General features: G+C 70.9%; 24 protein-coding genes and 1 tRNA gene. 19 read left to right on the forward strand and 6 right to left on the reverse strand.

Annotation, left to right across the window (positions count from 1 at the left end):
• Window positions 1-3: 3 nt before the first annotated feature.
• On the reverse strand, window positions 4-600 hold the full coding sequence (locus ABD663_RS01615) for a TetR/AcrR family transcriptional regulator (RefSeq protein ID WP_344736102.1): 597 nt from the start codon (window positions 598-600) through the stop codon (window positions 4-6).
• Between the two features lie 111 nt (window positions 601-711).
• On the opposite strand from ABD663_RS01615, the gene ABD663_RS01620 reads away from it, so the two are divergent.
• Genes ABD663_RS01620 through ABD663_RS01640 form a run of 5 tightly spaced genes read left to right on the forward strand, consistent with a single transcriptional unit; the run spans window position 712 to window position 6,792 of the window.
• Window positions 712-2,310 carry a carboxyl transferase domain-containing protein gene (locus ABD663_RS01620; protein ID WP_344736103.1) on the forward strand — a complete coding sequence of 533 codons (1,599 nt, stop codon included), beginning with the start codon at window positions 712-714 and terminating at the stop codon, window positions 2,308-2,310.
• A gap of 5 nt (window positions 2,311-2,315) precedes the next feature.
• Entirely contained in the window at window positions 2,316-4,319 is a 2,004-nt protein-coding gene (locus tag ABD663_RS01625) for an acetyl/propionyl/methylcrotonyl-CoA carboxylase subunit alpha (protein ID WP_344736104.1), read from the forward strand.
• Between the two features lie 18 nt (window positions 4,320-4,337).
• Window positions 4,338-5,492, forward strand: coding sequence for an acyl-CoA dehydrogenase family protein (locus tag ABD663_RS01630; RefSeq protein WP_344736105.1), 1,155 nt, complete (start codon window positions 4,338-4,340; stop codon window positions 5,490-5,492).
• Window positions 5,493-5,497: 5 nt separating this feature from the next.
• On the forward strand, window positions 5,498-5,983 hold the full coding sequence (locus ABD663_RS01635; RefSeq protein ID WP_344736106.1) for a MaoC family dehydratase: 486 nt from the start codon (window positions 5,498-5,500) through the stop codon (window positions 5,981-5,983).
• Window positions 5,980-6,792: an HpcH/HpaI aldolase/citrate lyase family protein gene (locus tag ABD663_RS01640; RefSeq protein ID WP_344736107.1), complete on the forward strand. Its 813-nt coding sequence runs from the start codon at window positions 5,980-5,982 to the stop codon at window positions 6,790-6,792. Before ABD663_RS01635 ends, ABD663_RS01640 begins: the two co-directional genes overlap by 4 nt.
• 6 nt (window positions 6,793-6,798) lie before the next feature.
• Here ABD663_RS01640 and ABD663_RS01645 read toward each other — a convergent pair whose 3' ends face one another.
• Both ABD663_RS01645 and ABD663_RS01650 read right to left on the reverse strand, forming a co-directional pair.
• On the reverse strand, window positions 6,799-7,416 hold the full coding sequence (locus ABD663_RS01645) for a histidine phosphatase family protein (RefSeq protein WP_344736108.1): 618 nt from the start codon (window positions 7,414-7,416) through the stop codon (window positions 6,799-6,801).
• Window positions 7,413-8,282 carry a Sir2 family NAD-dependent protein deacetylase gene (locus ABD663_RS01650; protein ID WP_344736901.1) on the reverse strand — a complete coding sequence of 290 codons (870 nt, stop codon included), beginning with the start codon at window positions 8,280-8,282 and terminating at the stop codon, window positions 7,413-7,415. Before ABD663_RS01650 ends, ABD663_RS01645 begins: the two co-directional genes overlap by 4 nt.
• 90 nt (window positions 8,283-8,372) lie before the next feature.
• Between ABD663_RS01650 and ABD663_RS01655 the strand changes: the two genes are divergently transcribed.
• A complete protein-coding gene (locus ABD663_RS01655; RefSeq protein ID WP_344736902.1) occupies window positions 8,373-9,182 on the forward strand; it encodes a TrmH family RNA methyltransferase in 810 nt (269 codons plus the stop codon).
• A 7-nt stretch (window positions 9,183-9,189) separates the two neighbouring features.
• Here ABD663_RS01655 and ABD663_RS01660 read toward each other — a convergent pair whose 3' ends face one another.
• Complete coding sequence (locus tag ABD663_RS01660) at window positions 9,190-10,062, reverse strand: SGNH/GDSL hydrolase family protein (protein WP_344736109.1); 873 nt, start codon at window positions 10,060-10,062, stop codon at window positions 9,190-9,192.
• A 107-nt stretch (window positions 10,063-10,169) separates the two neighbouring features.
• Between ABD663_RS01660 and ABD663_RS01665 the strand changes: the two genes are divergently transcribed.
• The 5 genes from ABD663_RS01665 (at window position 10,170) to ABD663_RS01685 (ending at window position 14,517) form a co-directional block, all read left to right on the forward strand.
• A complete protein-coding gene (locus tag ABD663_RS01665; protein WP_344736110.1) occupies window positions 10,170-11,996 on the forward strand; it encodes a DEAD/DEAH box helicase in 1,827 nt (608 codons plus the stop codon).
• 19 nt (window positions 11,997-12,015) lie between these two features.
• Window positions 12,016-12,486: an SRPBCC family protein gene (locus ABD663_RS01670; RefSeq protein ID WP_344736111.1), complete on the forward strand. Its 471-nt coding sequence runs from the start codon at window positions 12,016-12,018 to the stop codon at window positions 12,484-12,486.
• Window positions 12,487-12,590: 104 nt separating this feature from the next.
• Window positions 12,591-13,673: a VIT1/CCC1 transporter family protein gene (locus ABD663_RS01675; protein WP_344736112.1), complete on the forward strand. Its 1,083-nt coding sequence runs from the start codon at window positions 12,591-12,593 to the stop codon at window positions 13,671-13,673.
• 53 nt (window positions 13,674-13,726) lie between these two features.
• Complete coding sequence (locus ABD663_RS01680; RefSeq protein WP_344736113.1) at window positions 13,727-14,389, forward strand: DsbA family oxidoreductase; 663 nt, start codon at window positions 13,727-13,729, stop codon at window positions 14,387-14,389.
• A complete protein-coding gene (locus ABD663_RS01685) occupies window positions 14,386-14,517 on the forward strand; it encodes a hypothetical protein (RefSeq protein ID WP_344736114.1) in 132 nt (43 codons plus the stop codon). Before ABD663_RS01680 ends, ABD663_RS01685 begins: the two co-directional genes overlap by 4 nt.
• A gap of 59 nt (window positions 14,518-14,576) precedes the next feature.
• Here ABD663_RS01685 and ABD663_RS01690 read toward each other — a convergent pair.
• A tRNA-Leu gene (locus ABD663_RS01690) sits at window positions 14,577-14,661 on the reverse strand.
• A 110-nt stretch (window positions 14,662-14,771) separates the two neighbouring features.
• On the opposite strand from ABD663_RS01690, the gene ABD663_RS01695 reads away from it, so the two are divergent.
• Both ABD663_RS01695 and ABD663_RS01700 read left to right on the forward strand, forming a co-directional pair.
• Window positions 14,772-16,085 carry a M20/M25/M40 family metallo-hydrolase gene (locus ABD663_RS01695; protein ID WP_344736115.1) on the forward strand — a complete coding sequence of 438 codons (1,314 nt, stop codon included), beginning with the start codon at window positions 14,772-14,774 and terminating at the stop codon, window positions 16,083-16,085.
• Window positions 16,086-16,114: 29 nt separating this feature from the next.
• Complete coding sequence (locus ABD663_RS01700; protein WP_344736116.1) at window positions 16,115-16,942, forward strand: undecaprenyl-diphosphate phosphatase; 828 nt, start codon at window positions 16,115-16,117, stop codon at window positions 16,940-16,942.
• Window positions 16,943-16,949: 7 nt separating this feature from the next.
• On the opposite strand, the gene ABD663_RS01705 is transcribed toward ABD663_RS01700, so the two are convergent.
• Window positions 16,950-17,813, reverse strand: a complete 864-nt coding sequence (locus tag ABD663_RS01705) for a PAC2 family protein (RefSeq protein ID WP_344736117.1) — start codon at window positions 17,811-17,813, stop codon at window positions 16,950-16,952.
• A gap of 115 nt (window positions 17,814-17,928) precedes the next feature.
• Here ABD663_RS01705 and ABD663_RS01710 point away from each other — a divergent pair, with 115 nt between their 5' ends.
• The 6 genes from ABD663_RS01710 (at window position 17,929) to tatA (ending at window position 22,861) form a co-directional block, all read left to right on the forward strand.
• Window positions 17,929-18,612 carry an HAD family hydrolase gene (locus ABD663_RS01710; protein ID WP_344736118.1) on the forward strand — a complete coding sequence of 228 codons (684 nt, stop codon included), beginning with the start codon at window positions 17,929-17,931 and terminating at the stop codon, window positions 18,610-18,612.
• A complete protein-coding gene (locus ABD663_RS01715) occupies window positions 18,609-19,610 on the forward strand; it encodes a tRNA (adenine-N1)-methyltransferase (RefSeq protein ID WP_344736119.1) in 1,002 nt (333 codons plus the stop codon). Before ABD663_RS01710 ends, ABD663_RS01715 begins: the two co-directional genes overlap by 4 nt.
• Before the next feature lie 35 nt (window positions 19,611-19,645).
• Window positions 19,646-20,611, forward strand: a complete 966-nt coding sequence (locus tag ABD663_RS01720; RefSeq protein ID WP_344736120.1) for an FKBP-type peptidyl-prolyl cis-trans isomerase — start codon at window positions 19,646-19,648, stop codon at window positions 20,609-20,611.
• Window positions 20,612-20,691: 80 nt separating this feature from the next.
• Entirely contained in the window at window positions 20,692-21,627 is a 936-nt protein-coding gene (locus ABD663_RS01725; protein ID WP_344736904.1) for a helix-turn-helix transcriptional regulator, read from the forward strand.
• Window positions 21,624-22,580 (forward strand): helix-turn-helix transcriptional regulator, encoded by a 957-nt coding sequence (locus ABD663_RS01730; RefSeq protein ID WP_344736122.1) that lies wholly within the window; start codon window positions 21,624-21,626, stop codon window positions 22,578-22,580. Before ABD663_RS01725 ends, ABD663_RS01730 begins: the two co-directional genes overlap by 4 nt.
• 44 nt (window positions 22,581-22,624) lie before the next feature.
• On the forward strand, window positions 22,625-22,861 hold the full coding sequence (gene tatA / locus ABD663_RS01735) for a twin-arginine translocase TatA/TatE family subunit (protein ID WP_344736123.1): 237 nt from the start codon (window positions 22,625-22,627) through the stop codon (window positions 22,859-22,861).
• Window positions 22,862-22,870: the final 9 nt, after the last annotated feature.

Raw genomic sequence — 22,870 nt, forward strand, 5'->3', positions numbered from 1 at the left:
CGGTCAGGCCAGGAGAGCCGCAGCCGCCATCGCCTCGAGCGTCGCGCGCACCGCGGCGTCCTCCGGGGCGTCGCGCAGGGCGCGCACGCTGTGCGGCGTGGAGTTGATGAGACCGAAGCAGGCTTGCGCTCGCAGTCGCAGGTCCATGGCGTCGTGATCGGGCAGAAGATCGCCGAGGACGGCGACCCACAGGTCGACGTACGATCGCTGGAGTCGCCGCACGCGGTGGCGATCGTCATCGCCGAGGCTCGCGAGATCGCGGTCCTGCACGCGGATGACGTCGGCGTCGGCGAGCGCGAAGTCGACGTGGAAGCGGATGAGCCCGTCGAGTCGCTGCCGGGCAGAGCCGTCGGCGTCGACGACGGCCTCGCCGCCCGCCAGGAGGCGTTCGCTGACGCCGACGAGGACCGCGCCCAGGAGGGCCTGCTTGTTCGCGAAATGCCGGTAGAGGGCAGGTCCGCTCACCCCGACCGCGCCGCCGAGATCCTCGAGGCTGACTCCGCTGAAGCCGCGCTCGGCGAACAGCTTCGCGGCTTCGTGCAGGATCGCCGAATAGCGGTCGGCCTTGGCACGATCGCGCTCGGTGGCACCGCTTGTCATTTCAGTTAATCCCCGCTAACCTGGATGCTCAGTTAGTGCACACTAACCGTATCCCGCGCGCGCCGCCAACCGGCGTGACCGGATCGTGACGTCGACGGAGATGACAGGACGATGCTCAGCACCGCGGTGACCCACGACGAGACGTTCGAGCGCACCCGCGACGAGCAGAGCGCCCTGGCGACGGAGCTGCGGGAGCGGCTGCGCGTCGCCGGACTCGGCGGCCCGCAAGCCTCGCGCGAGCGCCACGTCGCGCGCGGCAAGCTGCTGCCCCGCGATCGCGTCGACCGGCTGCTCGACGAGGGCAGTCCCTTCCTCGAGGTATCGCCCCTCGCCGCCGACGGACTCTACGACGGGGATGCTCCCGCTGCTGGCGTGATCGCCGGCATCGGCCTCGTGCACGGCCGGCACGTGATGGTCGTGTGCAACGACGCGACCGTCAAGGGCGGCACGTACTTCCCGCTCACGGTGAAGAAGCATCTGCGCGCGCAGGAGATCGCCCTCGAGAACCGCCTGCCGTGCGTGTACCTCGTCGACTCGGGCGGTGCGTTCCTGCCCATGCAGGACGAGGTGTTCCCCGACCGCGACCACTTCGGGCGCATCTTCTACAACCAGGCGAGACTGTCGGCCGCGGGCATCCCGCAGATCGCCGCCGTGATGGGGTCATGCACCGCGGGAGGCGCGTACGTGCCCGCGATGAGCGACGAGACGGTGATCGTCCGCGGTCAGGGCACGATCTTCCTCGGCGGCCCGCCGCTGGTGAAGGCCGCGATCGGTGAGGTCGTGACCGCGGAGGAGTTGGGCGGGGGAGAACTGCACGCCAAGCGATCGGGCGTCGTCGACCATCTCGCCGAGGACGACGAGCACGCGCTCGAGATCGTGCGCGACATCGTGGCGACCCTGCCGCCTCCACAGGATCCGGCATGGGACGTCCAGCCCGCCGTCGCGCCGGCCGTCGATCCCGCCGACCTCTACGGGGTCGTGCCGGTCGACGTCAACCAGCCGTATGACGTCCGCGAGGTGATCGCGCGACTCGTCGACGGCAGCGAGCTCCACGAGTTCAAGCGCGAGTACGGCGACACCCTCGTCACCGGATTCGCCCGGTTGCACGGGCATCCCATCGGCATCATCGCCAACAACGGCGTGCTGTTCAGCGAGTCGGCGCAGAAGGGCGCGCACTTCATCGAGCTGTGCGACCAGCGCGGAATCCCGCTGCTGTTCCTGCAGAACATCTCGGGCTTCATGGTGGGTCGAGACGCCGAGGCGGGCGGCATCGCCAAGGACGGCGCGAAGATGGTGACCGCCGTCGCGACCACGCGCGTGCCCAAGCTCACCGTGGTGATCGGCGGGTCGTTCGGAGCGGGCAACTACTCGATGTGCGGCCGCGCGTACTCGCCACGGTTCCTGTGGACCTGGCCGGCCAGCCGAATCTCGGTGATGGGCGGCCCTCAGGCGGCGTCCGTCCTGTCCACCGTCAAGCGCGACCAGCTCGAGGCCCGTGGTCAGGAGTGGTCGGCACAGGACCAGTCCGACTTCGAGGCCCCGATCCGCGCGCGCTACGAGGAACAGGGCAGCCCGTACTACGCCACCGCCCGGCTGTGGGACGACGGCATCCTCGATCCCGCCGACACACGCGCCGCGCTCGGCCTGGCGCTCGACGTCGTCTCGCGCACCCCTCTTCCCGAACCGCAGTTCGGCGTCTTCCGGATGTGATCGACATGACCTCGACTTCTTCGCCGACCGTCGGATTCGACACCGTGCTCGTCGCGAACCGCGGCGAGATCGCACGGCGGGTCATCCGCACGCTGCGCCTGCTCGGCATCCGCTCGATCGCCGTCTACAGCGACGCCGACGCGGATGCTCCGCATGTGCGCGAGGCGGATGCGGCGGTGCGGCTCGGGCCCGCCGCAGCGTCCGAGTCGTACCTCGCCATCGATCGCGTCCTCGCGGCCGCGGTCGAAAGCGGCGCGCAGGCCGTGCACCCGGGCTACGGGTTCCTGTCGGAGAACGCCGCGTTCGCGCGCGCGTGCGCCGACGCCGGCATCGCCTTCATCGGCCCGGGGGAGCGGGCCCTCGAGGTGATGGGCGACAAGATCCGCGCGAAGGAGCATGTGGCCGCGCACGACGTCCCCGTGGTGCCGGGCTTCAGCGCCGCCGGGATGAGCGACGCGCAGATCGCGGCGGCGGCGGATGATGCCGGGTACCCGCTGCTGGTGAAGCCGTCAGCCGGCGGCGGCGGCAAGGGGATGCAGGTCGTGCGCGATGCCGCCGACCTCGCGGATGCCCTCACGACGGCGCGCCGCGTCGCCCGATCGGCGTTCGGCGACGACACGCTGCTGCTCGAGCGGCTCATCGAGCGCCCGCGACACATCGAGGTGCAAGTGCTCGCCGACGCTCACGGCCGGGTCATCCACCTCGGTGAGCGGGAGTGCACGCTGCAGCGTCGCCACCAGAAGGTGATCGAGGAGGCACCGTCGCCGGTCATCGATTCGGCCACGCGCGACCGCCTCGGCGCGGCCGCATGCGCCGCCGCGGCCTCGGTCGACTATCGCGGAGCCGGAACGGTCGAGTTCCTCGTCGCCGGTGACCGCCCCGACGAGTTCTTCTTCATCGAGATGAACACGCGCCTGCAGGTCGAGCATCCGGTGACCGAGCTCGTCACCGGCGTCGACCTGGTCGAGCAGCAGCTGCGGATCGCCGCGGGCGAGCCGCTCGCTCTCGCGCAAGACGACGTCACGCTCACCGGCCATGCGATCGAGGCGCGCGTGTATGCGGAGAGTCCCGAGCGCGGATTCCTGCCGGCGACCGGTGACGTCCTGGTGTGGCGGCCCGCCGACGGAGTGCGCACGGATGCCGCCGTCGAGAGCGGTTCGATCGTCACCGCCGACTACGACCCGATGATCGCCAAGGTCATCGCGTTCGGTCACGACCGGCCGCACGCGCTCGATCGCCTCGACGCCGCACTCGCCGACACCGTGCTGCTGGGCGTGGAGTCGAACATCGGCTTCCTGCGCACGCTGCTCGACGACCAGGCCGTGCGCGACGGCGACATGGACACCGGACTCATCGACCGGATGCCGCCGCGTGAGCCCACGGAGCCGTCCGCCACCGCACTCGCCGCCGTCGCACAGGCGCACGGCCGACGCGCGAGCGGACGGAACCGGTCGGCTCGCAGTGGTGCGCTGTGGCGCGACGGCAGCGGCTGGCGGATGGGTGCACCCAACCGACCCGTTCAGGTCGTGTTGGCGGGCGATGACGGCTCCGTCTACGACGTCGCGGCGCCCGAACCCGGTGCAGAGGTCTTCGTCGGGGCATCGCGCGCGACCGCACGTGCGGTCGGTCGCGCGACACCCGCAGGCACCGCGGTCGCGCCCGACGCCGACGGCTGGATCTGGGTGCATGCCGACGGTGAGACGCATCGCCTGCGGCCGCTCACGCGCCGTGAGGCGATGCAGCGTCGATTGGACGCCCGCGAAAGGGATGCGGCGGCATCCGATCCCGAACTGCGCGCGCCGATGCCGGGCGCCGTCGTCGCCGTGCACGTCGCCGACGGCGACGAAGTGGCGGCCGGACAGCGCATCGTCACGATCGAGGCGATGAAGATGGAGCACCCCGTCGTCGCCGCCCACGACGGCGTCGTTCGCCTGGACGTCGCCCTCGGCGACCAGGTGCGGCGCGATCAGCCGCTCGCGCACGTCACCGCCCACCAGACCGACTCCTGACACCCCGAGGACGAACACATGGACAGCTATCAGCTCACCGACGAAGAGCGCGAGCTCGCGGGCATGGTCCGCGACTTCGCGGACGAGGTCGTCGCACCCCAGGCCTACGAGGCCGATCGCACCAAGACGCTCTCGATGGACGTCGTCGGCCAGATGGGCGAGATGGGGTTGTTCGGGCTGCCGTTCCCCGAAGAGTACGGCGGACAGGGCGGCGACTACTTCGCCCTGTGCCTGGCCATCGAGGCTCTCGCCCGGGTCGATCAGTCCATCGCGATCACCCTCGAGGCCGGCGTCAGCCTCGGTGCGATGCCCGTGTTCCGATTCGGCACCGAAGAGCAGAAGCAGGAGCTCCTGCCCGATCTCATGTCCGCACGCGCCCTCGCAGGCTTCGGCCTCACCGAGCCCGAAGCGGGATCGGACGCTGGTGCCACGCGCACCACCGCGCGCCTCGACGGCGACGAGTGGGTCGTCAACGGTGCGAAGCAGTTCATCACCAACTCGGGCACTGCCATCACCCGGTTCGTCACGGTCACGGCCGTCACCGGCACCACCGACGCCGGCGGGAAGGAGATCTCGACGATCATCGTGCCCAACGGCACGCCGGGATTCACCGTCGAACCCGCGTACGACAAGGTCGGCTGGCACGCCTCGGACACGCATCCGCTTACATTCCAGGACGCACGCGTGCCCGCGGGCAACCTGCTCGGCGAGCGCGGTCGGGGCTTCGCCAACTTCCTCCACATCCTCGACGAGGGGCGCATCGCGATCGCGGCGCTCGCCACCGGCGCCGCCGAGGGGTGTCTCGAAGCCGCAGTCGCGTACGCCGGCCAGCGCATCGTCTTCGGCGAGGCGCTCTCGACGCGCCAGAGCATGCAGTTCCTGCTTGCGCGGATGCAGCAGCGGGTGCACGTCGCCCGTCTCGCCTGGCACCACGCCGCGCGGCTGCGCGACGCCGGAAAACCGTTCAAGACCGAGGCGGCGATGGCCAAGCTCACCGCGAGCGACGCGGCGATGGACAACGCGCGCGACGCGACCCAGGTGTTCGGCGGCAACGGATTCATGAACGAATTCCCGGTTGCTCGCCACTACCGCGATTCGAAGATCCTCGAGATCGGCGAGGGCACGAACGAGGTGCAGCTGCTCGTCATCGCACGCGCCCTCGGGGTAGCGTGAGGGACGTGTCCGAGATCGTCCAGCGCGGCCTGTACGTCGACGAGCTCGAAGTCGGCGCCCGCTACGTGCACCGACCGGGGCGCACCGCGACCGAAGCCGACAACGTGCTGTTCTCGTCGATCACGATGAACACGCAGGCGTTGCACCTGGATGCCGCGTACTCGGCGACCCAGCCGTTCGGTCAGCGGCTCATGAACTCGATGTGGACGCTCGCGACCATGGTCGGAGCCTCGGTCAGTCAGATCACACAGGGCACGCTGGTCGCCCAGCTCGGGCTGACCGACATCTCCTTCCCCGCGCCGCTCTTCCACGGCGACACGCTCTGCACCGAGACCGAGATCCTCGACGTGCGCCCGTCGGCGTCGCGCCCCGGACAGGGCATCGTGACCATGCGTCACACCGGCCGGAACCAGGACGGCACGGTCGTCGCCGTCGCGACCCGGACGGCGCTGATGTGGTACCGCGACGCCACCGAGAGGAGCTCGTCATGAGCGTGTTCGACCATGGTCCGGCGCTGCTGTTCTGCCCCGCCGACCGCCCCGAGCGGTTCGCGAAGGCGCTCGACCGGGCCGACGCGGTCATCCTCGATCTCGAGGACGCCGTGATCCCGGATGCCCGTACGGCCGCGCGCGGCGCGATCATCGAGTCCGACCTCGACCCCGCCCGCGTGATCGTGCGGGTCAACGCACCCGGCACCGCGGACTTCACCGCCGACCTGGCCACCCTGTCGCAGACCGATTACCGCACCGTGATGGTCGCCAAGGCCGAGTCGCCCAAACGCCTCAAGCGCGTCGACGCCCGGTTCCGACTGATCGCCCTCTGCGAGACCGCGCGCGGTGTCTCGGAGGCGAACCGCATCGCCGCCCTCGAGAACGTGACCGCACTGATGTGGGGCGCCGAGGATCTGGTCGCCTCGATCGGCGGCACGGCAAGCCGCAAACCGAACGGCCGCTATCGCGACCTCGCTCGGTACGCGCGTGCGCGCGTTCTCGTCGAGGCCGCCGCGCGCGGAAAGCACGCCATCGACGCCGTCCACCTCGACATCGGAGACGTCAAGGGACTTCGCACCGAGGCAGCCGATGCCGCGGCCTCGGGCTTCACGGCGACCGCGTGCATCCACCCCGACCAGGTCGCGGTCATCCGCCAGGCCTACCGCCCCGACGACAAGGCCGTAGCGTGGGCGCGAGCGGTGCTCCGTGCCGCCGAGGGAGAGCGCGGAGCGTTCTCGTTCGAAGGCCGCATGGTCGACGGTCCCGTGCTGCGGCACGCCCGCACCGTCGTCCAGCGCGCCGGAGGCTGAGGGCGGCTACCGTGCCACGGGGTCGGCGAGCGCATCGGCCCAGCTGAGCACGCGGAGCCGCTCGCGCTCGACGAGGATCGACACGATCGAGCCGTTGGGCAGTCGCTCGTCTTCGTGGGGTCGCTCTCCGCCCGAGGCATGTCGGATCACTTCGCGGATGAGCGCACCGTGCGAGACGACCACGATCGGGACGTCGACCGGGGCGTGACGCGATCGTGCGTCACGGACGGCGCCGCGGATTCCCCGCAGCGCCCGGTGGCGCAGCTGCGGCCAGGTCTCGGCGCCGGGGATCTCGGCACTGCGCCACGGACCCCACTGCGCACGGAACTCGTCGACGTCCATGCCCTCGGCCCGGCCGTAGGCCCGCTCCCGCAGGTCGGGGTACGGACCGGCGACGTCGACGTCGAACTCGCGCGCGATGATCTGGGCGCTCTCGCGGGCGCGCGACAGATCGCTCGATGCGACGACGGGGGTGCGGCCCTCGAGCATCGTGCGCAGGCGCACGGCGGCATCCCGCGCCTGGGCGCGACCCTCGTCGTTCAGCGGGATGTCGACCGAGCCTTGGATGCGCCCGCCGCGGTTCCAGTCGGTCTCGCCATGTCGTACGAGGAAGAGAGTCGTCACCGTTCCACCGTATTCGAGTGTGGACTCGCCCCGGACAGTGCCGATCCGAGCGCGCTGAGCACCTCGCTCGTGCCGGCATCGATCTTCACGGTCGCCCTCGCGTCAGCGCGCGTCGCCCCACGGTTCACGATGACGATCGGCAATCGTCGCCGTCGTGCCCGCTCGATCAGCCGGATGCCGGAGTTCACGACCAGCGACGAGCCCGCCACCAGCAGCGCCTCGCTGGCGTGCACCAACTGCTCGGCCTCGCGGAACTTCTCAGCCGGGATGTACTCGCCGAAGAAGACCACGTCCGGCTTGAGCATCCCTCGGCACACGCTGCAGGCGGGCACCACGAATCCCTCGGTGGACTCGGGCAGGACGTCGCCGTCGGGCCCGAGGGCGACACTGTCGGGCACCGTGATCCAGGGGTTGTCGGCCTCGACGCGCTCGGCGAGGTCGCGCCGGTCGAACACCTGTCCGCAGCGGGTGCAGAACACGCGGCGCATCGTCCCGTGCAGCTCGACGACCCGCCGGCTTCCGGCACGCACATGCAGCCCGTCGACGTTCTGGGTGACGACGCCGGTGGCGATGCCCCGATCTTCGAGCTCCGCGAGGGCACGGTGTCCTGGATTCGGCGCTGCACCGGCGAACGCCTGCCAGCCGAGGTGGCTGCCGATCCAGTACCGGCGACGTGCGGCATCCGACGAGAGGAACTGGTCCACCGTCATCGGCGTGCGCACCGGGGCGCCCTGGCCGCGATAGTCGGGGATGCCCGAGTCGGTCGAGACCCCGGCGCCGGTGAGCACCGCGATCCGTCGACCGGCGAGCGCATCGACCGCCGCGGCCACACTCGCCGCGGCCGTCCGGTCGGTGTCGGCCGTCATGCTCACGCTGGACCCCCTTCCGGGACCGAGTGTAGGCGGCCACGTTTTCGGGGATGTTACGGTCGCCTGCTCTGCCAGAGTGGGAACGTGGTGCACGTCGTCGAGATTCCGGACGCCGCCGATGCGCGGCTGCACGACTTCCGCGACCTCACGGACGTGGCACTGAGGCGCGTGGTCGAGCCTGAGAACGGTCTGTACATCGCGGAATCGGCCAAGGTGCTCGCACGGGCCCTGGCGGCCGGGCATCGCCCGCGGTCGGTCGTCACCCAGCCCAAATGGCTCGATGACGTCACGGGGCTTCTCGCGGACGTCCCCGACACGCCGGTGTACGTCGTGTCGGCCGAGGTGGCCGAGTCGCTCACCGGCTACGCCGTCCACCGCGGCCTGCTGGCCGCGATGCATCGCCCCGCGCTGCCCGCGGTCGACGCCATCGTGCGCGACGCCCGGCTGGTCATCGTGCTCGAAGACATCGTCGACCACACCAATGTCGGCGCGATCTTCCGGGCCGCCGCGGGGCTCGGCGCCGACGCGGTGCTCGTCTCGCCGCGCTGCGCAGACCCGCTGTACCGCCGCAGCGTGCGGGTGTCGATGGGGACCGTGTTCCAGGTGCCGTGGACGCGGCTGCCCGAATGGGCCGAGGCGGGTCCGCAGCTGCGTGGCGAGGGTCTGCACCTGGCGGCGCTCGCCCTCGCCGACGACGCCGTTCCGCTGGATTCCTTCGCGCGCGCCGGGCACGAGCGCGTCGCGCTGCTGCTCGGCGCGGAGGGCGACGGGCTGAGCGCGCGGGCGGTGGACGAAGCCGACACCGTCGTCACGATCCCGATGAGCGGGGGAGTGGATTCGCTGAACGTCGCCGCGGCATCCGCCGTCGCGATGTGGGCACTGCGGCCCGGCCGCTGAGCTCGCGTCAGGCGTCGGTGCCGGGCCGCGCCGCGGCGTCCTTGCCCGGCAGCAGCGTCTCGACCGGCAGCGGCTCGGGACGCTTGGCGGTGATCGCATCGCCGGACGACTGATGGCGCAGCCGGCGCAGCACCCACGGAACCAGGTACGAGCGGGCCCACACCAGGTCGACGGCGCGCGCTTCGCGCCACGTGCGCGACGGCAGCGGGTCGGGCTGCATCGGCAGAAGGTCGTTCGGCACATTCAGGGCGCGCAGCACCATGCGCGCGACCTCGTGATGACCCAGCCGGTTCAAGTGCAGGCGGTCGTCGTCGAAGAACCGCATGTCCTGGATCTCCTTGAGGGCCCACTGGTCGGCGACGATGCAGTCGTACTTGTCGGCGATCGCGCGGATGTTCTCGTTGTAGATCGCGACTTTGCCCCGGATGCCGCGGAACACCGGTGTGAAGTTGGTGTCGATGCCGGTGAAGACCACCAGCGTCGCGCCGTCGGAGCCGAGGCGCACGACGGCGTCCTCGAACTGCTCGGAGACGAGGTCGGGGTCGCTGCCGGGGCGGATGACGTCGTTGCCGCCCGCCGAGAAGGTGATGAGGTCGGGCTTGAGCGCGATCGCCGGCTCGATCTGCTCGGCCACGATCTGGCCGATCAGCCGACCGCGCACGGCGAGGTTCGCGTAGGCGAAGTCGGGTGCCTGCTGCGACAGCACCTCCGCAACGCGGTCCGCCCACCCGCGATGCCCCCCGGGCGATGCCGGCTCGGGGTCGCCGATCCCCTCGGTGAACGAGTCGCCGATCGCGACGTAACGGCGCCACGGGTGCACCCCCGCGTTGGGTACGTACGGAGTGCGGTTCTCCTCGGTGTGCGGATCGTTTCGCGCCATGCGTCCTCCTCGGCTCGTGGCCGAGTTCGAGATTACCCTCGACGTCGCCGGCGTGGCCTAGGGTGGTGACTCGTGCGTCCGCGGGGAGGCGCGGGAAGGGCGGATGCATGACCGACGAGTCCGCCGCCGTCCACATCGGCGGATTCGCCGCAGAGCACCTCTCGCCCTCGTATCCGCAGCGCGCGCCGTGGGGGACCGCCCAGCGTCTGCGCGCGTGGCAGGCCGAGGCGCTCGACCGCTACTTCGCCCTCGACGGCCCCGACGGCATCGGCAGCGGACCCCGCGACTTCCTCGCCGCCGCGACACCGGGGGCAGGCAAGACGACCTTCGCGCTGCGTCTGGCCAGCGAGCTGCTGCGCCGCGGGGTGGTGGACCGCCTGGTGGTGGTCGCGCCCACCGAGCACCTCAAGACGCAGTGGGCGGATGCCGCCGCCCGGGTCTCGCTGCGCCTGGACCCGCTGTTCAGCAACCGCCATTCGGTGCCGGCGCGCCACTACCACGGTGTGGCTGTGACCTACGCCCAGGTCGCTGCGAACCCGGGTGTGCACCAGCGCCTGACCGAGGGTGCGCGCACGCTGGTGATCCTCGACGAGGTGCACCACGGCGGGGATGCGCTGAGTTGGGGGGAGGCCCTGCGCGAGGCGTACCGTCGCGCGACCCGACGCCTGCTGCTGTCGGGCACGCCGTTCCGCAGCGACACCGCGCCGATCCCGTTCGTCGAGTACCACCCCGACGAGCGCGGCATCCGCATCTCGCGCACCGACTACGCCTACGGCTACCGGCGGGCCCTCGAAGACGGCGTGGTGCGTCCGGTGATCTTCCTCGTGTACGCGGGGCAGATGCGCTGGCGCACGCGCGCGGGCGAAGAGATGGAGGCGCAACTCGGTCAGGACAACACCAAGGACATCACCGCGCAGGCATGGCGCACGGCGCTCGATCCGCACGGGGAGTGGATCCCCGCCGTGCTGCGCTCGGCCGATCGGCGATTGAGTGAAGTGCGCGCCCAGGTGCCGGATGCCGGAGGCCTCGTCATCGCGTCGGACCAGACGGCGGCGCGCGCCTACGCGAGCATCCTTCGCGAGGTCGCCGGTGAGGAACCGGTCGTCGTGCTGTCCGACGAAGCGGAGGCATCCGGTCGGATCGAGGCCTTCGCGCAGGGCTCGGCGCGCTGGATGGTCGCGGTACGCATGGTGTCGGAGGGCGTCGACGTGCCGCGGTTGGCCGTCGGTGTCTACGCGACGTCGGCGTCGACACCGCTGTTCTTCGCGCAGGCGATCGGCCGCTTCGTCCGCGCGCGGCGCCGGGGCGAGACCGCCAGCGTGTTCCTGCCGCACGTGCCCGACCTGCTCGCTCTCGCGGGCGAGCTCGAACGGCAGCGCGATCACGCGCTCGACCGCGACATCGACGACGAGATCGACCTCGAACAGGATCTGCTCGACGCCGCCGAGCGCGAGGACTCGGCCTCCGACGCCCTCACCGATGAGTTCGAGTACCAGGCGCTCGACTCTGTCGCCCACTTCGACCGGGTGCTGTACGACGGTCGCGAGTTCGGGCAGCTCGCGGTGCCCGGCACGCCCGAAGAGGAGGAGTTCCTGGGCCTTCCGGGGCTGCTGGAGCCCGAGGCCGTGCACGACCTGCTCATGCAGCGGCAGGCGCGCCAGAGCCGTCACCGCATCGCGCGCGAGCGGCGTGCGTCCGAGCAGCCGGCCGAGGAGGCGGCGGCTGCGCCGCCTGCGGCACTGCATCGCACCCTGCGCGAGCAGCGGCAGCTGCTCAACAGTCTCGTCGGACTCTACGCGCGGCAGAGCGGCGAACCGCACGGCCTGGTGCACGCTGAACTGCGACGGCTGTGCGGGGGACCGGCGGTCTCTCACGCGACGGTGGCGCAGCTGCAGGCGCGCATCGATGTGCTGCGTGCCCGCGTGCGCTCCTGAGCCGCCTAGACTCCGGGTCGTGGCGGCCGATTATTCGTTCGTGTCGCGTTGGCGGGTGCCGGCGCCCCGCGAGCGCGTGTGGACGGAGCTTGTCCGCATGCTCGAGCTCGGCGGTGCGCCGTCGTGGTGGCGCGCGGTCACCGTCACCGAGCGCCCCGACGCCCTCGGTGCCGGTGCGCTCGTCGGGCTGCGGGTGCGCAGTCCGCTCGGCTATGCGTTGCGCGTGCGTCTGGTGATCACCGCCGTCGAGGCGGGCCGACTGCTCGCGGCGGACGGAGTCGGCGACCTCACGGGGGCCGGCCGGATCGAGATCGAGGAGGCGGAGGAGCACGCATCCGTCGTGATCATCCACTGGGACGTCGCCACCACGCGCGCCTGGATGAACCGCACCGCGTGGGTGCTGCGGCCCGCCTTCGAGCGCGCGCACGCCCGGGTCATGCTGGCCGGCGAGGCGGGACTGCGTCGCGCGCTCGACGAGCAGCGCCGCTGATCTGTTCGGATCTCCGAAATGCTGGCAATAGCGCGCACCGGCGGGATCGCGTGGGCGTGGCTCGCTAGCGTTGACGGCAACCCCGATCGCGCCCAGGAGGCCCCGTGAGCTCTCCCGCCGCACCCACAGACGCCGACCGCCGCCGCTGGGCGCGCTACCTCGTCGATGAGCGCGCCGAAGCCGCCGTGTATCGGCACCTCGCCGCGCGCCGCCGCGGCGAGGAACGCGAGATCCTGTTGGCACTGGCCGAGGCCGAAGGACGCCACGAGGCCCACTGGCTGGCGCTGCTCGGCGGCGAGCCCACGCGGCTGCCCCGCGCCGGGGCGGATACGCGGATGCTGGGCTGGCTGGCGCGTCGGTTCGGCTCGATCTTCGTGCTCGCACTCGCGCAGAACGCGGAAGCCCGCTCGCCCTATGAGGGCGAGCCCTTCGCCACCCCGGCGATGGTCGCTGACGAAAAGGTGCACCACGAGGTCGTGCGCGGTCTGGCCGCGCGGGGACGCCGTCGCCTCTCCGGCACCTTCCGCGCCGCCGTCTTCGGTGCCAACGACGGGCTCGTGTCGAACCTCGCGCTGGTGATGGGCATCGGTGCCACCGGCGTCGCCCCTCAGTTCGTGCTGTTCAGCGGCATCGCGGGCCTGCTCGCGGGTGCACTGTCGATGGGGGCGGGCGAGTTCGTCTCGGTGCGGTCGCAGCGCGAGCTGCTCGATGCCACGCAGCCCAGCGACTTCGCCGACGATGCCCTTCCCGACCTCGATCTCGATGCCAACGAGCTCGCGCTCGTGTATCGCACGCGCGGCATGCCCGAGGTCGAAGCCATCGCGCGGGCGCGCGAGGTGCTCGCGAGCCTCGGCGGGCCCGACCCGGTGCCCCTCGTGAACCCCGAGCGCGCGGACGACCACGAAGTGGTCGGCGGCGCGTGGCGGGCGGCCGGTTCGAGCTTCCTGTTCTTCGCCTCCGGCGCGATCATCCCCGTTCTGCCGTGGCTCCTGGGTCTCAGCGGGCTCGCGGCGATCGTGACCGCCCTCGTCCTGGTCGGCATCGCCCTGCTGACGACGGGCGCAGTGGTGGGTCTGCTGTCGGGTGCACCGCCCCTGCGGCGCGCACTGCGCCAGCTCGCCATCGGCTACGGGGCTGCGGCGGTCACGTACGCGCTCGGACTCCTGTTCGGGGTGAGCGTCGGCTGAGCAGTCGGGCGCCTGCCGGGAATACCCGCTCACCGGCGTCGGTTTGCGTCCGCGTGAGTGATTCCCCCGTTGCCCCGATCAAGGTCGATGTCTGGTCCGATGTGCAGTGCCCCTGGTGCTACATCGGCAAGAGGCGTTTCGAGAGCGCAGTGGATGCCTCGGGCATCCCCGTCGAGATCGAGTACCGTTCGTTCGAGCTGGCGCCCGACACGCCCGTCGAGTACGACGGAACGCCCGTGCAGTACCTGGCCGAGCGCAAGGGCGTCTCGCCCGACCAGGCCCGTCAGATGGTCGATCACGTGACGCAGCTGGCCGCCGCAGAGGGCCTCGCGTACGACTACGACCACATCCACCAGACCAACACCGTGCGCGCGCACGAGCTGCTGCACTACGCGAAGGAGCGCGGTCGTCAGTCCGAGATGAAGGAGGCGCTGCTGCAGGCGTACTTCGTCGACGGCGGCCATGTCGGCCGGATCGCCGAGCTCGCCGACCTCGCAGCGACCGTGGGCCTGGATCGCGACGACGTGGTGCGCGCGCTCGAGTCCCGCCGGTACGCCGACGCGGTGGCGGCGGATGTCGCCCAGGCGGCGGCATACGGCATCAACGGCGTTCCCTTCTACGTGTTCGAGGGCAGGTACGGCGTCTCGGGCGCGCAGGCCGGCGAGGTGTTCGCGGACGTGCTCGCCAAGGTGGCCGCCGAGCGGGTCGAGGCGTGACCGGTGCGCAGGCGCAGGCGACGGCGAGCGCGCTGACGGTGATCGGCGGCTCCGGGATGGCCTGCGACGGCGATGCCTGCACGGTCCCCGCCACGGGCGAGAACACGGGCACACCCGCGCCGAGCTAGCGCGGAAAAGACTCAGCCCCTGACCGGGAATCCCAGGTCAGGGGCTGATTCACATCTCGTGCGCGAGGGGGGACTTGAACCCCCACGCCCTATACGGGCACTAGCACCTCAAGCTAGCGCGTCTACCTATTCCGCCACCCGCGCAGGTGGTGTGTCGGTCTCTCAACCGAAGATCGACCCTACCATGTCCAGCGACCGCGCCACGAATCCGCGCCCGGCGGAGAGAGGCCTCGGCGCGGGGTAAGTTTGTCGGCATGCCCGACCCTCAGGCATCCGCCGTCGACGACCTGCCCGAGGTCGCGCGGCTCGCGCGCGACCTCATCCGCTTCGACACCACCAATCACGGGGGCGGCCGTGCCGCGGGGGAGCGCGAAGCGGCGGAGTATGTGGGCGCCTACCTCGAGTCGATCGGTCTGACGCCGCGCTACTACGAGCCCGTGCCGCGGCGCACCAACGTCATGGCTCGCGTGCCCGGGCGCGATCGTGATCGCCCGGCACTCGTGCTCCACGGTCACCTCGACGTCGTTCCCGCCGTCGCGGATGACTGGTCGGTGGACCCGTTCGCCGGCGAGGTGCGCGACGGGATGCTGTGGGGTCGCGGTGCCGTCGACATGAAGGACATGGACGCCATGATCCTCACGTCCGTCGCCGAGCTGCTGCGGCGCGGTGAGCAGCCCGAGCGCGACCTCGTGCTCGCGTTCTTCGCCGACGAGGAGGACGGCGGCGGTGAGGGCTCCGCCCTCGTGGTGCGCGACCACCCCGAGTGGTTCGACGGCGCCACCGAGGCGATCAGCGAGGTCGGCGGCTACTCGATCGCGGTCGACGGGCGTCGCGCCTACCTGCTGCAGGTCGGCGAGAAGGCGCTGCTGTGGATCCGACTCGTCGCCCGTGGACGCGCCGCGCACGGTTCGAGCCGCCACGACGACAACGCGGTCACACGGCTCGCCGAGGCGGTCGCCGCCCTCGGCCGCACCGAGTGGCCGGTCGAGCTCACGGACACGACGCGCGAGATGACCGCGCGGCTCGCCGAGATCACCGGCGCCGACCCCGGCGATCCGGATGCGCTGGCCGCGGCGTCCGGACCGGCGGCGGGCTTCCTGCGGTCGACGCTGCGCACGACGTCGAATCCGACCGTCCTCGGCGCGGGCTACAAGCACAACGTCATACCGGACCGTGCCGAGGCCCTCGTCGACGTCCGGGTGCTGCCCGGCACGGAGGACGTCGCCCTGGCCGACATCCGCCGCATCGTCGGCGACGGCGTCGAGGTCGAGATCGTCCACGCCGACATCGGCCTCGAGGTGCCGTTCGCCGGCGACCTGGTCGACGCGATGGTCGCCGCGCTGGGACGCCACGACCCGGGCGTGCCGGTGATCCCGTACCTCATGGGCGGTGGCACCGACAACAAGGCGCTGGCCGCGCTCGGCATCGCCGGCTACGGGTTCGCCCCGCTGCGGCTGCCCGCCGACCTCGACTTCACCGGGATGTTCCACGGAGTCGACGAGCGTGTGCCGATCGATGCACTCGTGTTCGGCCAGCGCGTTCTGACCGATCTGCTGCGCACCTGCTGACGCGGGTCCACTTCTCCACGAAAGGCGCCATGAACCTCCTCGAGGCGATGCTGCTCGGCCTTGTGCAGGGGCTGACCGAGTTCCTGCCGATTTCATCGAGCGCGCACCTGCGCATCCTCGGGGAGTTCCTCCCCTCCGCTCAGGACCCCGGGGCGGCGTTCACCGCGATCACGCAGATCGGCACCGAGGCGGCCGTGGTGGTCTTCTTCTGGCGTGACATCGTGCGCATCATCGGGCAGTGGTTCCGCGCGCTGTTCGGTCGCATCCCGCGCAACGATCCGGACGCGCGCATGGGGTGGCTGATCATCATCGGCTCGATCCCGATCGTCGTGCTCGGCCTGCTCTTCCAGGACCAGATCGAGACGACGCTGCGTTCGCTGTGGCTCATCGCGGGCATGCTGATCTTCTTCGGCGTGCTGCTGGGCATCGCAGACCTCGTCGGCGCGAAGAAGAGGAAGCTGCAGGATCTCACCGTCGCCCACGGCGTCGTGTACGGGTTCGCGCAGTCGCTTGCGCTGATCCCCGGGGTCTCGCGCTCGGGCGGGACGATCACCGCCGGACTGTTCATGGGCTACGAGCGGGCCGCCGCGGCGCGCTACGCCTTCCTGCTGGCGATCCCGGCGGTGTTCGGCAGCGGCTTCTATCAGCTCGCCAAGAGCTGGAACGAGCCCGGGGTGTTCACTCTCGGCGAGACGGCGGTGGCCACCCTCGTCGCCTTCGTCGTCGCCCTCGCCGTCATCGCCTTCTTCATGCGCTGGATCTCACGGCACAGCTTCCTGCCGTTCGTCGTCTACCGCGTGGCGCTCGGGGCGACGCTGCTCGTGCTGCTGAGTCTGGGCGTCATCCAGCCGTACTGACGCGGCGTCAGCGGCGCGGGTCGTCGCGGCCCGGCTTCGTGGGCCCGTCGCCGCCGCGGCGAAGGTAGCGTTCGAACTCCTGCGCGATGGCGTCGCCGGACGCCTCGGGGGAGTCCCACGTGTCACGGGTGCGTTCGAGCTGCTGGATGTACTCCGTCATCTCCTCGTCGTCGGCCGCAGCCGCGTCGATCGACGCCTCCCAGGCCGCCGCTTCGGTCGGCAGATCGCCGCGGGGGATCGAGGCACCGGTGATGTCCTCGAGTCGATCGAGCAGGGCGAGCGTGGCCTTCGGCGACGGCGTGTGGCCTGCGACGTAGTGCGGAACGCTGGCCCACAGCCCGGCCGACGGGATTCCCGCGGCATCCGCTGCGTGACCGAGGACGCTGAGGATGCCCACGGGCCCCTCGTAACTGCTGCGCTCGAGCCCCAGCGCGGTGCGCAGCGATTCGCTCTCGCTGCCGCCGAACACCGAGATCGGCCGCGTGTGGGGCACGTCGGACATCATCGATCCGAGCGAGACGAACCCGGTCACATCCTCGCGCAGAGCGACGTCGATGAACTCGGACGCGAACGCCTGCCAGGCGCGGGCCGGCTCGACGCCGATCAGCAGCCACAGCTGCGTGCCGCGCGTCGTGCGCTTCGGACGCAGGATCGTGGCCTCCGGCCAGCGCAGCACCCGCTGGCCCTCGGCGTCCATCGCGACCTGCGGCCGCGTGTACTGGTAGTCGAAGTACAGCTCGGGATCCACCGAGAACACCGGTTCGTAGTTCCCGCTGTCTCGCAGCTGGTTCAGCGCCGAAGAGGCCGCCTCGCCCGCGTCGTTCCAGCCGTCGAAAGCGGCGACCAGCACTCTGCGACCCAGTCCGTCCACGCGACCTCCTCCGCCCGCCGGCGCGGGTTCGTTCCAGGATAGGCGCGGTCGCCGGACCGGTGGGCCGAATGCCCGGCGCGCCGGGTGTCCGGACGCGCATCGATACGATGGGGTCGTGAGCACCCCCTTGTCCGCCGTCCTGTGGGACATGGACGGAACCCTCGTCGACACCGAACCCTATTGGATGGCCGCAGAGGGTCCCCTCGTGGAGAGCTTCGGGGGCACCTGGTCGCACGAGCAGGCGCTGCGCCTTGTGGGGCTCGGCCTCGATGACGCCGCACGCATCTTCCAGGACGCCGGCGTGCGGATGGGCGTTCACGACATCGTCGATCACCTCACGGACGACGTGATGCGTCAGCTCGGCGAGAAGGGTGTTCCCTTCCGGCCTGGAGCGCGCGAGCTTCTCGCGGACCTGCGCCGGGCCGGCATCCGCACCGCCCTGGTGACCATGTCGCTCAGCCGCATGGCTCGACGCGTGGTCGATCTCATCGAGTTCGAGGCGTTCGATCTCATCGTCGCCGGCGATGAGGTGACGCGACCCAAGCCTTTCCCCGATCCGTACCTGCGCGCGTGCGAGCTGCTCGGCATCACCCCCGGCGAGGCCGTCGCGATCGAGGACTCGCCCAACGGTCTGCGTTCGGCGGTCGCGTCGGGGGCCGCCGTCATCGGCGTGCCGCACATGGTCTCGCTCACCGGCGTCGGCGCACACGCGCTGTGGCCGACACTCGAAGACCGCACCGCCGCCGACGTCGTCTCGTTCCACCGTGCGCACCGCGAACGGACGGGGGACGTGGCGTGACCGCGCGACCGAGCGGTCCGTTCCGCGTCGGCGACCGCGTGCAGCTGACCGGTCCCAAGGGCCGCCTGCACACCATCACGCTCCGCGAGGACGGCGAACTGCACACGCACCACGGCGTGCTGCGCCATGCCGCCCTCATCGGCCTCCCCGACGGCTCCGTCGTCGCGAACTCGGGCGGGCACGAGTACCTCGCGCTGCGGCCCCTGCTGCGTGATTTCGTGATGTCGATGCCCCGGGGCGCCGCGATCGTCTACCCGAAGGACGCCGCGCAGATCCTCGCCGCGGCCGATGTCTTCCCGGGAGCGACGGTGGTCGAGGCGGGCGTCGGCTCGGGCGCGCTCTCGCTGTGGCTCCTGCGCGCCGTCGGCGACGAGGGCAGCCTCATCTCCTTCGAGCGGCGTGCCGAGTTCGCCGATGTCGCCCGCGCGAACGTCGAGACGTTCCGCGCAGCGGCGCCCGAGAATTGGACGGTCGTCGTCGGCGACCTCGTCGAGCAGCTTCCGACGGCCGTCGAGCCGGCATCGGTGGATCGCATCGTGCTCGACATGCTCGCGCCCTGGGAGTGCATCGACGTCGTCGCCGATGCACTCGCACCGGGCGGCGTCGTGGTCTGCTACGTCGCCACGGCCACGCAGCTGAGCCGAGTGGCCGAGTACATCCGCGGCACCGGGCTGTTCACCGAACCGGAAGCGAACGAGACCATGGTGCGCGGATGGCATGTCGAGGGCCTCGCGGTGCGTCCGGATCACCGGATGGTCGCCCATACCGGGTTCCTCATCTGGGCGCGACGACTCGCGCCGGGGGCCGTGCCGCCCGCCGTCAAGCGCCGCGCGTCGAAGTCGAGCTACGGCGACGAGGATGTCGAGCTGTGGACGCCCGGGGCCGTCGGCGACCGCGAGATCACCGACAAGAATCTGCGCAAACGGGTCCGCGAGGCGCAGAGGGCCGCGGACGGGGCCCGGACCGCTGCGGCGGATTCGCACACCGACGGGCGGTGAGCGTGGCCGGCTCGGCCACCGCCTAGACTTGCCGGGTGCGCAAACTCCCCGCTTCCCTCGCCGTGCTCGCACTCGCGTCCGTCGGATTGGTGGGATGCTCCATCCCCGCCGCAGCAGATTGCCCGCGTCCGCAGGTGGTCGACCCCGACGTGATGGAACTCATCACGATCGACGGGCAGCTGGGCACCGAGCCGCAGATCGACGTGTACCTGCCGCTGAGCACGCCTGAGACCGCCTACCAGGATGTGGTCCGCGGAGACGGCGCGGCCATCACCGACGCGGCGCAGCTCGTCGCCCTCGACATCACGATCGTGAGCGGCGAGACCGGCGAGACCCTCGTGGCGACCGCGTACGACGGGTCGGTCGACAGTGTGTTCTCGGTCGAGCGCTGGGAGGAGACGATCCCCGCGTTCGACGAGGCCCTGTCGTGCGCGACCGAAGGTTCGCGCATCGCCATGGCCCTCGCGCCCGGCGGCATCGCCGAGCAGGCCGCCGTGAGCCTCGGCATCGCCGAGTCTGAGTCGGCGGTCGCCGTCGTCGACGTTCGCAAGGTGTACCTGCCTGCGGCGAACGGTTCCCTGGTGTTCAACTCCGGCCACGGGATGCCCTCGGTCGTCCGTGCGCCCGATGGGCGACCCGGCATCATCGTGCCCGACTCGGCAGCCCCCACCGAGGTCGTCGTGCAGACGCTCAAGAAGGGGGACGGCGCCGTCGTCGACGGCTCAGCCCCCGTGCGCGTGCACTACACCGGGCTCACGTGGGACCAGCGTGAGGTGTTCGACACGTCGTGGGACGGCGAGCCTGCCTCGCTGACGCTCGACGGGGTCGTGCCCGGCTTCGCCGAGGCGCTCGACGGGGCGACCGTCGGTTCGCAGATCCTCGTCGTGATCCCGCCCGACCAGGGCTACGGCGACCAGGACCAGGGAGCCATCCCGGGTGGATCGACCCTCGTGTTCGTCATCGACGTGCTGGGCCTCGACACGCTCGAGCCCGCCGAGTGATCACGCCCGCATCCTAGGATGATGGGGTGCCTGCCAGGAATGCGCCCGAGGAACGTCTCGTCAACCTCGTCGTCGCGCTCATGGCGACCCAGCAGGGACTGACGAAGGACGCGATCCTCGCCTCGGTCGCAGGCTACCGCGAGCAGGCGGAGGCCGGCGCGAAGAAGGACGCGCTCGAGAAGATGTTCGAGCGCGACAAGGAGAACCTGCGCGGCATGGGCGTGCCGATCGAGACGATCGGCGATCGCGCCGACCCGGACGATCTCCGAGAGGCCCGCTACCGTGTGCCCAGCAGCGAGTACGAGCTGCCGGCGGACATCTCCTTCACTCCGGCCGAGCTCGCGCTTCTCACGATGGCGGGGGGTGTGTGGCGCGATGGGTCGATGTCGGACGAGGCGCGCAGCGGGCTGCGCAAGATCCGCGCCCTCGGAAACGTCGTCGATGAGCCCATCCTGGGGTTCTCGCCGCGGATCAACGTGCGCGAGCCCGCGTTCGCCCCGTTGCGTCACGCGGTGGATCGCTCGCAGGTCGTCTCGTTCCCGTACCTCAAGCCGGGCGACACCGCCCCGCGTACCCGCCATCTGCACCCGTTCGCGCTCGTCGAGTACGAGGCGCGCTGGCATGTCTTCGGCTTCGACACCGACGTGGACGCCGAGCGCACGTTCCTGCTCTCGCGCATCGTGGGGCCGGTCGAGATCTCGCGTCGCACCTTCGACTCCGAGCGGCGCATCGGCGCCGGCGACCGCGCGCTGGCAGGCCTGGCCGAGGTGGCGGCGCGCAACAGCGCGCTCGTCGAAGTCGTGCCCGGCACCGAAGCCGCGCTGCGGCTTGCACGGCGCGGCACACCGGCTGCCCCGCAGGGCCTGCGCGTCCCCTTCGTCGACGTCCACGTCCTCGCCGATGAGCTCGCGTCGTACGGCCCCGAGGTGCGTGTCGTCGAACCCGCTCAACTGCGCGACGAGGTGATCGCGAGGCTTGAGGCGACGCTCGCCCTACATCGGGAGACGGCATCATGACACGTCCGAATCTCGCGACGGATCGGGCGGCGCTGCTGCTGCAGCTCGTGCCGTATCTCGTGGGCAAGGGAGAGGTCTCGATCGCCGAGGCTGCCGACGAGTTCGGCGTGACGCAGGTCGCCATGCGCGAGATGGTCGCCAAGATCCCGATGATCGGACTGCCCGGCGAGGGCGGTTTCTGGGGGATGCCCAACGACCTCTTCGACATCGACTGGGATCTGCTCGAGACGCAGGACCTGGTGGTCGTGACCCACACGGTCGGACTCGAACGCAGCCCGCGTCTCACCGCGCGCGAAGCGGCGGCCCTTCTGGCCGGCCTCACGCTGGCGGGCTCGATTCCGGGCGTCGGCGACAGCGATCTCTACCACGGCCTGCTCGCCAAGCTCTCTCGGGGTGCGTCGGCGGCGCCGACCGAGGTGATCGTCGCGCCCGCCCCGGTCGACGAGGTCCGTACAGCCGTTGCCGAGGCGCTGCGGCGCGGCGTGGCCGTGTCGTTCACCTACAAGGCCCCGGATGCACCCGAGACCACGCGGACGGTCGATCCCGCGAAGATCCTCATCGCGGACGGCCAGTGGTATCTGCAGGGCTGGTGCCACCTGCGCGAGGCGATGCGCACCTTCCATCTGGATCGCGTGAGCGACCTCGAGCTGACCGGCATCCCGATCACGCACGGTGAGTCGCCGGTGCCCGACTGGTTCGAGACCGGCGCTGACGACCTCGTCGCCCGCGTGCGCTTCCCCGCCGGTCTCGCACCGCTTCTCGGGGACTACCTCGATCGCGCCGAGGTCGACACGGTCGACGGGGTGTCCACCGCGGTGATGCCCATCGCCGATGAGGTGGCGCTGCGCAGGCTCGCCGCCCGACGGGGCGGCATCGTCGAGATCATCGATCCGCTCGGGGCGCGTCGGGCTGCCGCCGACTGGGCCGACGCGGGGCTGGCGCAGTACCGCTGAGCGTCGGCAGGGGTACACTGACACGAGGACTCGGAAGGAACATCATGGGAATCCAAGGCTGGCAGTGGCTGCTCATCCTCGCAGTGATCCTGCTGCTCTTCGGCGCCGCCAAGCTGCCGGCGCTCGCGAAGAGCATGGGGCAGTCCGCGCGGGTGTTCAAGGGCGAGATGAAGGCGATGAAGGACGAGGACGCCACGCGCGCCGACTCCGAAGCGACCACGACCGACAAGCCCGAGGTGGCGCCCTCCGACACGAGCGGCAAAAGCTCGAGCACTCCCTGAGTCGGGGGC

It is taken from the genome of Microbacterium awajiense (genome assembly GCF_039536545.1).
In the GTDB taxonomy this organism is placed as follows: Bacteria; Actinomycetota; Actinomycetes; order Actinomycetales; family Microbacteriaceae; genus Microbacterium; species Microbacterium awajiense.

What these genes read in the sequence shown, in the direction of transcription:
- ABD663_RS01615 (WP_344736102.1), bottom strand. Translation starts at nt 600, where the DNA reads ATGACAAGCGGTGCCACCGAGCGCGATCGTGCCAAGGCCGACCGCTAT.
- ABD663_RS01620 (WP_344736103.1), top strand. Translation starts at nt 712, where the DNA reads ATGCTCAGCACCGCGGTGACCCACGACGAGACGTTCGAGCGCACCCGC.
- ABD663_RS01625 (WP_344736104.1), top strand. Translation starts at nt 2,316, where the DNA reads ATGACCTCGACTTCTTCGCCGACCGTCGGATTCGACACCGTGCTCGTC.
- ABD663_RS01630 (WP_344736105.1), top strand. Translation starts at nt 4,338, where the DNA reads ATGGACAGCTATCAGCTCACCGACGAAGAGCGCGAGCTCGCGGGCATG.
- ABD663_RS01640 (WP_344736107.1), top strand. Translation starts at nt 5,980, where the DNA reads ATGAGCGTGTTCGACCATGGTCCGGCGCTGCTGTTCTGCCCCGCCGAC.
- ABD663_RS01650 (WP_344736901.1), bottom strand. Translation starts at nt 8,282, where the DNA reads ATGACGGCCGACACCGACCGGACGGCCGCGGCGAGTGTGGCCGCGGCG.
- ABD663_RS01660 (WP_344736109.1), bottom strand. Translation starts at nt 10,062, where the DNA reads ATGGCGCGAAACGATCCGCACACCGAGGAGAACCGCACTCCGTACGTA.
- ABD663_RS01665 (WP_344736110.1), top strand. Translation starts at nt 10,170, where the DNA reads ATGACCGACGAGTCCGCCGCCGTCCACATCGGCGGATTCGCCGCAGAG.
- ABD663_RS01695 (WP_344736115.1), top strand. Translation starts at nt 14,772, where the DNA reads ATGCCCGACCCTCAGGCATCCGCCGTCGACGACCTGCCCGAGGTCGCG.
- ABD663_RS01700 (WP_344736116.1), top strand. Translation starts at nt 16,115, where the DNA reads ATGAACCTCCTCGAGGCGATGCTGCTCGGCCTTGTGCAGGGGCTGACC.
- ABD663_RS01725 (WP_344736904.1), top strand. Translation starts at nt 20,692, where the DNA reads ATGGCGACCCAGCAGGGACTGACGAAGGACGCGATCCTCGCCTCGGTC.
- ABD663_RS01730 (WP_344736122.1), top strand. Translation starts at nt 21,624, where the DNA reads ATGACACGTCCGAATCTCGCGACGGATCGGGCGGCGCTGCTGCTGCAG.
- tatA (WP_344736123.1), top strand. Translation starts at nt 22,625, where the DNA reads ATGGGAATCCAAGGCTGGCAGTGGCTGCTCATCCTCGCAGTGATCCTG.